The organism is Microvirga aerilata (assembly GCF_016743775.1).
Classification (GTDB): domain Bacteria; phylum Pseudomonadota; class Alphaproteobacteria; order Rhizobiales; family Beijerinckiaceae; genus Microvirga; species Microvirga aerilata.
On record NZ_JAEQMY010000019.1, the window covers coordinates 1 to 13,239 of the forward strand.

A 13,239-nucleotide genomic window follows, 5' to 3' on the forward strand; every position below is an offset into this window, starting at 1 on the left:
CACCCCGCCCGCTTGCCGCAGTCAGGATCAGAAGGCCCACCAGGCAAACCACCAAGTGATCCGCCGTCGATGAAGCTTATTTAGCCAACCCCCGTTCCGATGTCAACAACAATCGAAAACTTTTTCGCAAACACCCGAAGATGATTTCAGCGCCAAACAAGTACAGGCAAAGAAATCCCGACCGCAGAAATGATGCCATTACTGCGTTCACCTTCGCCACAGGGCCAAAACCCCGCAGCCGTTGCTGGGATGGTCGCCAGAGGAGCCGGAGAAAAGCTTCGATCGCATCGAACCTTCACACGCTCATGGCAGAGCCGGACAAACCCGGCACAACACCAAACCGGACCCAAAACCCGCCCAGACATTTCTGCCCAGGCCAAAGCCCCGCCGTCCCGCTCGGAAAAAACCCAAAGCCGCCGCACACACCGCGCAAAACAGCCAGGGAGGCGCTCATATAAACAATCAAGCAAAGACTGCAAGGCCTATATTTCGCTACCTTGTAGCAAAATTCCGCTAACAGGCGAGAAGCCCTGTGCTTTATCCGCCGTCTTAGTGGGAGGAAGGCCTGCGGTCCTTGCTGGACCTGATCGCCTTATCAGATATGTGGTGAGTGATGTCGGAGGTGCAAGAGACAGAACTCGGGATGACAAGCGGCCGCTGTTGGAGTGCTGCCATACTGGGCTATCTTGCTCATCCCTGGAGGAGAATTGAGTGACTCAGACGCCCTTCCCGGCACAGCCCGCAACCCTGCCGGACATCGATGCCGAACTCCTGCTCGACGCGATGACCGACACGGCACTCCTGGTGCTCGATCCGCACGGTACCATTGTGAGTTGGAGCAAGGGCGCCGAGCAGATCCATGGCTGGAGCGGCAACGACGTTTTGGGGCAGCCGGCTTCCATCCTTTATCCCCCTGACGCTGGCAGCGGGGCAGCGGCCGAGTTTCGGCGCGAGCTCGACCTTGCTCGTGAAAGGGGACATCATACGGTTCGAGGCCCGCGTCTTCGCAAGGATGGCTCGACGTTTCGGGCCCAGGTGGCGATCACGGCCATTGCAGGATCGGCCGGAGAGCCCGGCAGCTTCATCATGATCGGCAGAGACATTTCCGAGTGGCTCACGGCGGAGGAGAACCTGAAGGCGCGGGAGGCGCATCTTCGTTCGATCCTGGAGACCGTTCCGGACGCCATGGTCGTCATCGACGAGCAGGCGCGGATCCAGTCCTTCAGCGCGACCGCGGTGCGGCTCTTCGGATATGCGCCCGATGAGGTGATCGGGGAGAATGTCAGCGTGCTGATGCCGGGCCCTTACCGCGAGCAGCATGACGGCTACATGCAGCGCTACCTGGATACGGGAGAGCGCCGGATCATCGGGATCGGCCGGGTGGTCGTGGGACAGCGCAAGGACGGGTCGACATTTCCCATGGAGCTGGCCGTGGGCGAGATGCGCTCAGGCGGCATTCGCTACTTCACCGGCTTCATCCGGGACCTGACGGAGCGACAGCAGACGGAGACCCGGCTGCAGGAGCTTCAGTCCGAGCTCGTCCACATGTCGCGGTTCACGGCCCTGGGGGAAATGGCCTCGACCCTTGCTCATGAGATCAACCAGCCCCTGACCGCCATCACCAACTATCTCAAAGGATGCCGCCGGATCCTGGAGCGCATGGAAGGGGACACGGTCCCCATGCTCCGGGACGCCGTCAATGAAGCGGGGGAGCAGGCCCTGAGGGCAGGGCAGGTGATCCGGCATCTGCGCGAGTTCGTGACCCGGGGCGAGAGCGAGCGTCATATCGAGAGCCTGCCCAAGCTCATCGAGGAGGCAAGCGCGCTTGCTCTCGTAGGCGCCAAGGAGCAGGGGGTGCGGGTCAGGTTCCATTTCGACCCCGACGCCCCCTTCGTGCTGGCGGATCGCATTCAAATCCAGCAGGTTCTGCTGAACCTGATCCGCAACGCCATCGAGGCCATGCAGGAGGCGCCCCGCCGTGAGCTCACGGTCGCCACCGAGCTGGCGGAGGACGGTCATGTGGAGCTGAGCGTGAAGGATACGGGTTCCGGGCTTGCTCCCGAGGTCGCAGCGCAGCTCTTTCAGCCTTTTGTAACGACCAAGAAGCATGGAATGGGCGTGGGCCTGTCCATCTGCCGGACCATCGTGGAAGCTCACGGCGGGAAGATCTGGGCAGATTCGGAGCAGGGCAGGGGCACCGCATTCCACTTTACCCTCAGGGCTGTCAGACGAGAGGAGATGGCGCATGCCGAGTGATGTTGCCGTGCATGTGGTTGATGACGACGTGGCGGTCCGCAAGTCCCTGGCCTTTCTGCTGGCCTCGGAGGGGCTTCCCGTTCGCTTGCACGAATCCGCCTCGGCGTTCCTCCAGGACGTTTCGGGCATCGAGGCGGGCTGCATCGTCACGGATGTGCGCATGCCGGGCATCGACGGCATCGCGTTCATCCGCCGCCTGAAGGAGCGCGGCATTGCGCTTCCGGTGATCGTCATGACGGGCCACGCCGACGTGCCCATGGCCGTGGAGGCCATGAAGGAGGGGGCGGTCGACTTCCTCGAGAAGCCCTTCGGGGACGAGGCTTTTCTCGCCACGGTCCGCCAGGCTCTTCTGCGCCAGGAGAGGAGCAGCCATCAGGGCGCGCAGGCGGTTCAGGTCCAGGCCCGGTTCGAGGGCTTGTCCGAGCGCGAACGTCAGGTTCTCGACGGCCTCGTCGCCGGCAAGGCCAACAAGGTGATCGCCTACAACCTCGGGATCAGCCCCCGCACTGTCGAGATCTACCGGGCGAACGTGATGGCGAAGATGCAGGCGAAGAGCCTCTCGGAACTCGTCCGCCTGGCGCTGCAGATCGAGGCCCGGTCAACCGCTCCTTAAGGAACATCCCGGAGTAGGAAGAGGGCCGGGATCATGCATAATCCCGATCCTGGCTGGGTGTATGGGCCCCCGCCAGGATCGGGAATCAAGCAGGCTTTCAGGATGTCTCATCTCACAGGACCCGTCATCGTCGTGGACGACGATGACGCGGTTCGAAACTCGTTGAAGTTCGCCCTGGAGCTTGAGGGCTTGTCGGTGCGTCTCTTCAAGGATGGCCCCGCGCTTCTGGCTGAGCCGGATCTGCCCCGGAACGGGTGCTTCGTGATCGACTACAATATGCCCGGAATGAGCGGCATCGAACTGATGGGCCGGCTTCGGCAGCGTCAGATCCACTCGCCCGCCATCATGATCGCTTCCCAGGTCACGGACGAACTGAACGGCCGGGCGGCCCATTCGGGGTTCAGGAGAGTTCTCGAAAAGCCTCTCCACGACAGCGAATTGCTCGACAGCATTCATGCTGCCCTCGGGTGAAGTCGGTTGCGCCCGGTGCCCTAGGGCCAGGCGGCGTATGAGCTCGTGCCGCCGCCGCGTTGGGTCTTCATGCGGCGGCGATACGCTCCCGGGGGAATGCCCACATGCTTCTTGAAGAACCTGTTGAAGTAGCCCGGATCCTTGAAGCCTAGGCTGAAGGCGATCTGCTCGATGGGCACGTCCATCTGCTGGAGGCGCATGCAGGCGTCCTGAACCATTCTGTTGAAGAGGATGGCGCTGGGGGGATGCCCGGCGCTGCGGACGCAGACCGCATGCAGTCGATCCTCCGTGACCCCAAGGGTGTCGGCATAGCGCTTGATACTCAAGTGCTCACGATAGTGGAGTTCCACAAGCTGCCTGAACTGCTGAAGCACGTGATGGCCCGTGCCTCGTATGCCGGCCTCGTCCGGCACCTCTCCCTGGGCAAGGCGCCAGACGTGGAGACACACCAGGGTGAGATGGGCGGCAAGGATCGCCATGGACACCCGGTCGGGCGTGCGCACCTCTCGGGCCAGGGCCTGGAAGGAATGAGCGATCTCGTCGGCACGACCCTCCACGAGCGGGGCCCGCAGGAGAATGGTGCGGTTCACCGTGTGCCGCAGCAGCGCACCTTCCGGGGCGTTGCTGATGGTGCGGGTCAGGAACTCGTCCGTGGCCGACAGCATATAGCCCCGAGCACCCGCATCGATCCGGATCGTTTTCACGGCATGGCTGGGAACCCACAGAAGAGAGGGCGCGGGAAACTCCGTCGCCTCCTCGCCAAGGACCAGGCCTCCCCTCGACATGATGAGGAACGCGTGCGCCCGAGGCTCCGTCGCGGCTCCCGTCAGCACCCACTCCCTCCCAGACAGGGTGGGCAGGATCGGCTCCGCATGCATGACCGAGGTTGGCGCGGACCAGGGCAGCCGAAGACTGTCGGCGTGCGCCGGCAGAATGTTGGCCTTTGAGGAATATTCCGTAGGGTCCATTTCAAGAATTGTACAATACTTCCCCAGATCTGTCTAATTTGCACGTTCAGGAAGAAACGTAAGCTCTGGGAGAAAGGGCCTCAGTCCAACAAGAGCCCTCAATGAAAATTGTCCCGGAGGAAACCCATGACCGGATATTTGACGCGGCGTCATGCCGTTGCCCTGCTCGCGGCCGCGAGCTGCCTTGCCGCTGCCGCCTCAGCTCAGGCGCAAGATTCCATCAAGATCGGCTACGCCATCTCGAAGACCGGCCCGAATACGGGCGGCGCCAGCATCACCACGCTGCCGAACTACCAGCTCTGGGTGAAGGAAGTGAACGCCGCCGGCGGCATCATGCTGTCCGGGAAGCGGGTTCCGATCCAGATCGTCGAGTATGACGACCGCAGCAATTCCGAAGAGGCCGTGAAGGCCGTCGAGCGCCTGGCAACCCAGGACAAGGTCGACTTCATCCTGCCGCCCTGGAGCACCGGGCTCAACCTTGCGGTTGCGCCGATCATGAACCGCTTGGGGTATCCGCACCTCGCCGTCACCTCTCTCGGCCTGTCCCCACTTATGTGCAAGGAACTGTTCAGCGCCCTTGTGCGCGTCCGGGAGAGCGGTGTGGGCGTGCTTCTGGTCGAGCAGAACGCCCGGCAGAGCCTTGCCATCGCCGATCGGGGCTACCTGATCGAAACGGGACGGATCGTCGGCGAAGGCGCTGCCGCCGATCTCCGGGACGATCCTGCCGTGCGACGGGCTAATCTCGGCGGAGCGTCCAAGGCCCCCATATCTTCATCCTTCCAAGCCAGCTGAAAGCGGAGCAACCAGCTATGATGGACATCAACCTTCTCATCGACGATCGCGATGTTGCCGCCTCCAACGGAGCCACCTTCGAGCGCAGGGACCCGATTACGGGCGAGGTGGCAAGCCGCGCAGCGGCCGCGAGCGTTGCCGACGCGCAGGCAGCGGCCGATGCGGCTGCGGCCGCCTTCCCGGCCTGGTCCAAGCTCGGGCCGAACGCCCGGCGCACGGTTCTTCTCAAGGCGGCGGACCTTCTCGAAGGGCGGGCCGCGGAGTTCGTTGCTCTCATGGCGTCCGAGATCGGCGCCACGGCGGGCTGGGCGCAGTTCAACGTGAAGCTTGCCGCCGGCATGCTCCGGGAGGCCGCCTCGCTGACGACCCAGATCACCGGCGAGATCATTCCGTCGGACAAGCCCGGATGCGTCTCCATGGCGGTCCGCCAGCCCGCTGGCGTCGTCCTCGGCATCGCGCCGTGGAATGCGCCGGTCATTCTCGGCGTCCGCGCCATCGCGACGCCGCTCGCCTGCGGCAACACGGTGGTGCTCAAGGCCTCCGAGATCTGCCCCGGGACGCATCACCTGATCGGCGCCGTCCTGCGCGAGGCAGGCCTGCCGGCCGGAGCCGTCAACGTGATCACCAATGCGCCGGAGAACGCCCCGGAGGTGATCGAGGCCCTGATCGCCCATCCGGCGGTTCGCCGGATCAACTTCACGGGCTCGACCCGTGTCGGCCGCATCATCGCCGAAACCGCGGCCCGCTTCCTGAAGCCGGTGCTCCTGGAGCTGGGAGGGAAGGCGTCCCTGGTGGTTCTGGACGATGCGGACCTCGACGCGGCTGTTGCGGCCTCGGCCTTCGGCGCCTTCATGAACCAGGGCCAGATCTGCATGTCCACCGAGCGCATCGTGGTCGACAATGCGGTGGCCGACGATTTCGTCGCAAAGCTCGCCGCGAAGGCGGAGTCGCTTCAGGCCGGCAACCCGCGCCACGGCAACTTCGCGCTGGGTTCTCTGGTCGGCGTCGAAGCGGCCGAACGGATCAGCGGGCTGGTCAACGACGCGGTCTCCAAGGGAGCCAAGCTCCTCGCGGGCGGTCGCGTCGAGGGCACCGTGATGTCGGCCACGGTCCTCGACCATGTCACTCCGGCCATGCGCCTTTACGGCGAGGAATCCTTCGGGCCCGTGGTCTGCGTCATTCGCGCATCCGGGGTGGAGGAGGCCGTGCGGATCGCGAACGACACCGAATATGGGTTGTCGGCAGCGGTCTTCGGGCGGGACATTACCCGTGCCCTCGACATCGCGAACCGCATCGATTCCGGCATCTGCCATATCAATGGAGCGACGGTGCACGACGAGGCCCAGATGCCGTTCGGCGGCGTCAAGGCAAGCGGCTATGGCCGGTTCGGCGGAAAAGCCGGCATCAACGAGTTCACGGAGCTTCGCTGGATCACCATCGAGACCGGCCCTCAGCACTTCCCGATCTGACGCCGTTCAGGCCCGTATGGCAGGGCTCCATCCGCTGCTCGTCCAACAGGCGAGCGGCGGATCGGCGTCATGTTTGCGTTGCCCTGTCGTCGATGCTGCAGGAAGATGCGGCCGGAACCTTCGTCCGCTTGGCCCCTTGGTCAGGTGGATGCTCCAGGATCAGCCAGGAGAAAGCTCGTGAAGCCTGTCGTCATTGCGGTTGCCATCACCGGATCGGTGCCACGCAAGAAGGACAACCCGGCGGTGCCGATCACGCCGCCCGAGCAGATCGAATCGACCAGGGAAGCCTATGAGGCGGGGGCAACCCTGGTGCATATCCATGTGCGCAACGACGACGAGACGCCTTCGTCGGATCCTGATCGCTTCAAGGCCGTCCAAGCCGGGATCGTCGAGCATTGCCCCGGCATGATCGTCCAGTTCTCGACCGGCGGCCGAGGGCGGGATCCGAGCCAGCGCAGCAGCGCCCTTTACCTGCGGCCCGACATGGCCTCGCTCTCCACGGGTTCCGTCAACTTCCCGACCATCGTGTATGAAAACCATACGACGCTCGTCGAGGACATGGCCGGCAAGATGAAGGAGTTCGGCATCAGGCCGGAGATCGAGGTGTTCGACCTGTCCCACCTGCATGGGGCACGACGGCTTGCCGACAAGGGATTGCTCGATGAGCGGCCGCATATCCAGTTCGTCATGGGCGTGCAGAACGCGCTGCCGGCGGAGCAGCGCCTGCTCGACATTCTCCTGAAGGAGGCCAAGCACCTGTTCCCGCAGGCGACATGGACTGCAGCCGGCATCGGGCGGCACCAGGCGGGCGTCATGGACTGGGCACTGTCACGGGGCGCCGATGCGGTTCGCACCGGACTCGAGGACAACATCCGGGTCACGAAGGAGCGGCTGGCCGGGAGCAATGCCGAACTGGTGGAACATGCGGTGCTCGCCGTGGAGCGGCATGGATGCCGCGCCGCCAGCCCTGCCGAGGCGCGCGCCCTCCTGGGGTGCCGACCAGCCGGCTAGAGCTGTTTCCATTTTCATGGAATCGCTCCCTTCTTGGCTGTGCCGCATTTTCAACGGCGAACCGGATCCACTTCACCTGAAAATTCTCTAGAGCATATACCGAAGCGCCTCGCTCGCGCCGTTCAAGGATGGCAGGAACCGCTCCTTCATCTCGTCGGTGGAGACGCGGCCGGCTTGGGCGCTGAGGTTCAGGGCGATGGTCACCTGGCCGGTTTTCTGGATCACCGGGACCGCGATGGAGCGCAGGCCGAATTCAAGCTCCTCGTTGACGAGGGCGTAGCCTTGAGCGCGGGTATCCTGCAGCACCGTGCGGAACTGATCTTTGTCAGTTACGGTCTTTGGTGTCCTGGCCTCGAGGCGCACCCGTTGAAGGTAGGCTTCGATCGATTCCTGGGGTTGATAGGCCAGGATCGCACGCCCGAGCGAGGTGCAATAAGCGGGGAGGCGGCTTCCGACGCCTAAGCCGATCGACATGATGCGCCGTGTGGCCGAGCGGGCGATGTAGACGATGTCGTCGCCATCCAGGATCGCAGCCGAGCTGGACTCCCCCGTTTCCTCGGAGATCCGCTCGAGAAACGGCTGCACCCGCGCCGAAAGGGACGTGGACGAGAGATAGGCGTAGCCGAGCCTCAGGATCCGGGGGCTCAAGGAAAAATACCGGCCGTCGAACTCGGCGTAGTTCAGCCGCGTAAGCGTGAGCAGGTAGCGGCGGGCCGCGGCCCGCGTGATGCCCGTGATCTTTGCCACGTCGGACAAGGTCAGCTTGGATCGATTGGCATCGAAGGCCTCGATGACCAACAAGCCTTTCTCGAGGCTCGCCACGAAATCGCGATCATTCCCTGCCTGATCTTCTTTGTCCTGATCATGCATGAGTTTACTCCAAAGAGGTGGTGCCTGAACTTTGGTAGCCTTGACACCACCGGTCCTAAAGGTACTACATGTGCGATATGGCTTTCAATGTTCGCGATGCGCACAATGACTAGACCATAGGATGAGAAAACCGCGGTCCGCTGCAATGAGATCGGGGCGGCTCAGAGGAAGGAAACGGAATGACAGCTGGAAAGAGAATTCTCGGCGCCGCTCTCGGTGCTCTGCTGCTGGGCACGGTCTCCGCCGCGGCCGATACCATCAAGGTCGGCATCATCGGACCGTTCTCGGGCCCCTTCGCGCTGCAGGGCAAGAATTTCCAGGCCGGTGTCGAAGCCTACATGGCGCTCAACGGCAAATCCGTGAAAGGCCACGACATCGAGGTCATCTATCGCGACCTCCCGGCGGCCAACCCGGCGCAGTCCCGGGCGCTGGCCCAGGAACTCGTGGTGAAGGAGAAGGTGCAGTACCTGGGCGGCGTCTACTTCACGCCCGACGCCATGGCCATCACGCCCCTGCTCAAGCAGGCGAATACGCCCCTGGTCATCTTCAATGCGGCGACCTCCGCGATCATGACGCAGTCACCCCTCGTGGTGCGCAGCTCCTTCACGACGGCGCAGACGACCTCGCCCTTGGGCAAGATCGCCATCGAGCGCGGGGTCAAGAAGGTGATCTCGGCCGTGAGCGATTACGGACCGGGCGTCGATGCGGAAGCAGCCTTCAAGAAGGCCTTCGAGGCAGCCGGCGGACAGGTGGTGGAAGCCATCAGGATGCCGCTGAACACCAACGATTTCAGCCCCATCATGCAGCGCGTTCGCGACTCGGGCGCAGAGGCGGTCTTCGCCTTCCTGCCCTCGGGGCCGACGACGCTCGGTTTCGTGAAAGCCTACAACGATACGGGCCTGAAGCAGGCCGGCATCAAGTTCTTCGCGCCGGGCGACCTGACGCAGGAATCCGACCTGCCGGCTCTTGGCGACGGGGCCGTGGGGCTCCTGACCACGTTCCACTACGCGGTGTCGCATGACAGCCCCGAGAACAAGCGCTTCGTCGAAGCCGCCACCAAAGCCGTCGGCGGAGCCGAGCAGCTCTCCTTCCCGTCGGTCGGCGCCTATGACGGCATGCACGTGATCTACAAGATGATCGAGGCCACGGACGGCAAGCAGGATGCCCAGAAGGCGGTCGATGCCGTGAAGGGCCTTTCCTGGACCAGCCCGCGCGGTCCCGTCAGCATCGATGCCGAGACCCGTCACATCACGGAGAACATTTATCTTCGCGAGGTGGTGAAAGGTCCCGACGGCAAGACCTACAACAAGGAAATCCAGACCTTCCCGAACCAGAAGGACCCTGGTCTCGCCACTCAGTAAGCGAGCGCCACGGAACACTTCGAGGGCGCGCCTCCCAGAGCCGCGCCTTCGACCACCGAATAAACAGGCGGGCCGGATCCTCACATGCAGACCATCCTCAGCATCGCGATCGATGCTTTTGCCTATGGCATGGCTCTCTTCATCATCTGCATCGGCCTGTCGCTGACCATGGGCCTGATGCGGGTGGTGAACCTGGCTCATGGGGCGTTTGCGATGATCGCCGGCTATATCGCCTCCTATGCGGCGCGCGATCTGGGCCTCGGCTATGCGATTGCCATCTTCCTGGCGATCATCGGCACCATCGTGATCTCCATTCCCCTGGAGAGGCTCCTCTACCGCCGCATCTACGGCAGTCCGCAGCTCACCCAGGTGCTGATGACCATCGGCATCACCTTCTGCGTGATCGGCATCACGAACTACTTCTTCGGCCCGACCCTGAAGACGATCCCGCTGCCCGGAAGCCTGAGCCAGTCCGTGAATGTGGGGTTCAAGACCATTGCGGCGCACAGGCTCTTCGTCATGGCCTGCGGGGTGGTGGTCGCCCTGGGGCTCTGGTTTCTGATCGAGAAGACGGCGTTCGGCATCAAGCTGCGGGCGACCGTGGACAACGCGGCCATGGCCGATGCGCTGGGCGTGCGCACGCAGGTGGTCTATGCGGTCAGCTTCGCCATCGCCATTGGGCTGGCGGCCTTGGGCGGGGTGGTCGGTGCCGAGTTCCTGCCCATCGAGCCCTACTATGCGCTTCGCTACATGGTGACCTTCCTGGTGGTCGTCTCGGTTGGCGGCGCGGGGTCGATCCCGGGCGCCGTGGTCGCCTGCCTTCTGCTCGGCGCGGTCGATACCACAGGGCGCTACCTGATGCCCGAGTTCGGCAACTTCTTCTTCTATGCGGCGGTGATCGCCATCGTGTGCGTGTTCCCACGCGGCTTCTTCGGAAGGGCTCAGTAACGTGCAGGCTATCGCTGAAACAGAGAGAGTTGCGGCAGCATCCTCCGCGGGAGGCCGCTGGTTGCGGGACGTGGCGGGCATTGTGCTGATCGTCGCGGCCGGCATGGCCGGATATTGGCTGTTTCCGGACAACCTCGCCCTGCTGACACGGGTCATCGCGGTCGCTCTGCTGGTCCTGTCGATCGATCTCATCGTGGGCTATTGCGGGGTGGCCACGCTGGGGCAGGCGGCGCTCTTCGGGGCAGGCGCCTATGCGGCCGGCATCGCCTGCGTGAACGGGGTGACGGAGCCGCTGACCCTCATCGCCATCGGGGCCCTGGCTGGAGCCGTTGCGGGCCTCCTCATGGGCACGATCATGCTCCGCGCCCATGGTCTCGCGCAGCTGGTTCTCTCCATCGCCATCGTGCAGCTTTTCCATGAAGCGGCCAACAAGGCCTCCGCCTACACGGGCGGCAGCGACGGCCTAGCCGGGCTGACGGTCGGTCCGCTCTTCGGGGTCTTCGAGTTCGACCTGTGGGGGCAGACCGCCTATCTCTTCGGGCTTGCTCTGCTGGTGCTCGTGTTCATCGCCCTCAAGTTCGTCGTGTCCTCGCCCTTCGGCATGCTGTGCCGGGGCATCAAGGAGGATCCGGTCCGCATCAAGGCCATGGGGTCGTTCGTGTTCCCGGTGCTCCTGAAGATGTTCGTGATCTCGGGCGCGGTCGCCGGCATCGGCGGCGCGCTGGCGGCGATTTCCACCCAAGTGGTGGGCCTCGACAGCGTCAGCTTCGAGCTTTCCGCCAATTCCCTTGTAATGCTGGTGCTCGGCGGCCTCGGCACCCTGTATGGAGCGCTGGTCGGAACCGTGATCTTCATGGGCTTCGAGCATGCTGTCTCGGCCATCAACCCGTTCCACTGGATGACCATGGTCGGAGCCTTGCTGATCGCCGTCGTATTGGCCGCTCCCGGCGGCCTGAGCGGCCTCCTGGAGAAGATCACGGCATCGGGCAAGCGCACCAGGGGAGGGCGGGCATGAGCGATCTCTTTCGCGTCGAGGGTCTGACCAAGAACTTCGGCGGCCTCGCGGTCAGCCGCGAGATCTCGCTTGCGATGCCGGCCGGCGAGAGGCTTGCGTTGATCGGCCCCAACGGCGCGGGCAAGACCACCTTCGTGAACCTCGTGACCGGGCAGCTCCAGCCCAGCGCCGGGCGCGTCGTTCTCAACGGCGAGGACGTGACCGGATTGGGGGCCGTTGAGCGGGTCCGCAAAGGCCTCGTGCGCACCTTCCAGGTGACCCGGCTGTTCTCCGATATGACGCCTGAGGAACATGTCACGCTCACCGTGCTGCAGCGGGAGCGAAAGGCTACGCGAATTTTGAGCCGCTTCCGCGGCAACGCTGAGGTCGCGGGTGAAGTGGAGGGCCTTCTCGGCACCTTGGGCCTGCTGGAGGTGGCGCGCCGCAAGGTCGGCGAAATCGCCTATGGCCAGCAGCGCCTGCTGGAGATCGCCATCGCTCTTGCCCTGCGCCCGAAGGTGCTGCTTCTCGACGAGCCGGCGGCAGGTGTGCCATCGAGCGATACGCCCCGGATCGAGCAGGCCCTGGAGCGCCTGCCGCCGGAGCTCGCCGTCCTGATGATCGAGCATGACATGGACCTCGTGTTCAGGTTCGCCAAGCGGGTGGTGGTGCTCGCGGCAGGCGAGATCATCTTCAAGGGAGTGCCCTCCGAGGTTGCCGCCAACAGCCGCGTTCGTGAAGCCTATCTTGGGAACTATGCCAATGCCCGCAGCGTCGCTTGATGTTCGCAACCTGAGCGCGGGCTACGGGCCCACGGTGGTTCTGGAGGACGTGTCGTTCTCCGTGCCCTCCGGTGCGCGCCTGTCCATCCTCGGCAGCAACGGCATGGGCAAGACCACGCTGCTCTCCACGCTCATGGGCCTGAACCGGCGCTACGGCGGCGACATCCTGGTCGGCGGCAAGAACGTCTCGTCCCTCAAGAGCTCAGAGCGCGCCCGTCAGGGGATCGGCCTCGTTCCGCAGACGCGGGACATCTTCCGCTCCCTGACGGTGGAGGAGAACCTGATCGTCGGCGTGAAGGACCGGCCACGCAGCGTGATCCAGGAAGCCTACGACATGTTCCCCCGTCTCCACGAGCGGCGGAGCAACCTAGGCTGGCAATTGTCGGGCGGCGAACAGCAGATGCTTTCCACTGCCCGCACCATTCTCGGGCGCCCGTCGTTGCTCCTGCTCGACGAACCCCTGGAAGGCTTGGCGCCCGTGATCTGCGAGGAGCTGATGGCGGCGTTCACCCGGCTCGCCTCCAGCGGCGAGATGACGGTCCTGCTCGTGGAGCAGCGTCTGGAAAGCGCCCTCGACTTCGCCGACTCCGTGCTGATCCTGGAGCGGGGGCGCATCGCCTGGCAGGGAACGAGCGAGACGCTGCGCTCTGATCACGGACTCGTCGAGCGCTATATCGGCGTCGGCGCCCTGCATTGAGGTTGAC

13 protein-coding genes are annotated in these 13,239 nt (G+C 64.1%); 11 read left to right on the plus strand and 2 right to left on the minus strand.

Translation table 11 applies throughout. The features are described from left to right. The first annotated feature begins 783 nt into the window (after nucleotides 1-783). The 3 genes from JKG68_RS14570 to JKG68_RS14580 all read left to right on the plus strand — a co-directional run bounded on the left by JKG68_RS14570 (nucleotide 784) and on the right by JKG68_RS14580 (nucleotide 3,340). Nucleotides 784-2,256 carry a PAS domain-containing sensor histidine kinase gene (locus JKG68_RS14570; protein WP_202060886.1) on the plus strand — a complete coding sequence of 491 codons (1,473 nt, stop codon included), beginning with the start codon at nucleotides 784-786 and terminating at the stop codon, nucleotides 2,254-2,256. Then, on the plus strand, nucleotides 2,246-2,869 hold the full coding sequence (fixJ, locus tag JKG68_RS14575) for a response regulator FixJ (RefSeq protein WP_202060747.1): 624 nt from the start codon (nucleotides 2,246-2,248) through the stop codon (nucleotides 2,867-2,869). Before JKG68_RS14570 ends, fixJ begins: the two co-directional genes overlap by 11 nt. Before the next feature lie 102 nt (nucleotides 2,870-2,971). Then, a complete protein-coding gene (locus JKG68_RS14580) occupies nucleotides 2,972-3,340 on the plus strand; it encodes a response regulator (protein WP_202060749.1) in 369 nt (122 codons plus the stop codon). 20 nt (nucleotides 3,341-3,360) lie between these two features. On the opposite strand, the gene JKG68_RS14585 is transcribed toward JKG68_RS14580, so the two are convergent. Further along, nucleotides 3,361-4,308 carry a helix-turn-helix domain-containing protein gene (locus tag JKG68_RS14585; RefSeq protein WP_202060751.1) on the minus strand — a complete coding sequence of 316 codons (948 nt, stop codon included), beginning with the start codon at nucleotides 4,306-4,308 and terminating at the stop codon, nucleotides 3,361-3,363. A gap of 126 nt (nucleotides 4,309-4,434) precedes the next feature. Here JKG68_RS14585 and JKG68_RS14590 point away from each other — a divergent pair, with 126 nt between their 5' ends. The 3 genes from JKG68_RS14590 to JKG68_RS14600 all read left to right on the plus strand — a co-directional run bounded on the left by JKG68_RS14590 (nucleotide 4,435) and on the right by JKG68_RS14600 (nucleotide 7,580). Further along, on the plus strand, nucleotides 4,435-5,100 hold the full coding sequence (locus JKG68_RS14590) for an ABC transporter substrate-binding protein (RefSeq protein ID WP_202060752.1): 666 nt from the start codon (nucleotides 4,435-4,437) through the stop codon (nucleotides 5,098-5,100). 20 nt (nucleotides 5,101-5,120) lie between these two features. Further along, complete coding sequence (locus tag JKG68_RS14595) at nucleotides 5,121-6,569, plus strand: aldehyde dehydrogenase (protein ID WP_202060888.1); 1,449 nt, start codon at nucleotides 5,121-5,123, stop codon at nucleotides 6,567-6,569. Nucleotides 6,570-6,746: 177 nt separating this feature from the next. After that, complete coding sequence (locus tag JKG68_RS14600) at nucleotides 6,747-7,580, plus strand: 3-oxoadipate:acetyl-CoA acetyltransferase (RefSeq protein WP_312890806.1); 834 nt, start codon at nucleotides 6,747-6,749, stop codon at nucleotides 7,578-7,580. Between the two features lie 87 nt (nucleotides 7,581-7,667). On the opposite strand, the gene JKG68_RS14605 is transcribed toward JKG68_RS14600, so the two are convergent. Continuing rightward, nucleotides 7,668-8,450, minus strand: coding sequence for an IclR family transcriptional regulator (locus tag JKG68_RS14605; protein WP_202060755.1), 783 nt, complete (start codon nucleotides 8,448-8,450; stop codon nucleotides 7,668-7,670). Nucleotides 8,451-8,629: 179 nt separating this feature from the next. Here JKG68_RS14605 and JKG68_RS14610 point away from each other — a divergent pair, with 179 nt between their 5' ends. The 5 genes from JKG68_RS14610 (at nucleotide 8,630) to JKG68_RS14630 (ending at nucleotide 13,232) form a co-directional block, all read left to right on the plus strand. Further along, on the plus strand, nucleotides 8,630-9,811 hold the full coding sequence (locus tag JKG68_RS14610) for an ABC transporter substrate-binding protein (RefSeq protein ID WP_202060757.1): 1,182 nt from the start codon (nucleotides 8,630-8,632) through the stop codon (nucleotides 9,809-9,811). 84 nt (nucleotides 9,812-9,895) lie between these two features. Next, entirely contained in the window at nucleotides 9,896-10,759 is an 864-nt protein-coding gene (locus JKG68_RS14615; RefSeq protein ID WP_202060758.1) for a branched-chain amino acid ABC transporter permease, read from the plus strand. Nucleotides 10,760-10,862: 103 nt separating this feature from the next. Then, nucleotides 10,863-11,774, plus strand: coding sequence for a branched-chain amino acid ABC transporter permease (locus JKG68_RS14620; RefSeq protein ID WP_202060890.1), 912 nt, complete (start codon nucleotides 10,863-10,865; stop codon nucleotides 11,772-11,774). Continuing rightward, nucleotides 11,771-12,535 (plus strand): ABC transporter ATP-binding protein, encoded by a 765-nt coding sequence (locus JKG68_RS14625; protein WP_202060759.1) that lies wholly within the window; start codon nucleotides 11,771-11,773, stop codon nucleotides 12,533-12,535. The genes JKG68_RS14620 and JKG68_RS14625 overlap by 4 nt, the downstream gene beginning before the upstream one ends. Then, on the plus strand, nucleotides 12,516-13,232 hold the full coding sequence (locus tag JKG68_RS14630) for an ABC transporter ATP-binding protein (protein ID WP_202060760.1): 717 nt from the start codon (nucleotides 12,516-12,518) through the stop codon (nucleotides 13,230-13,232). Before JKG68_RS14625 ends, JKG68_RS14630 begins: the two co-directional genes overlap by 20 nt. Nucleotides 13,233-13,239: the final 7 nt, after the last annotated feature.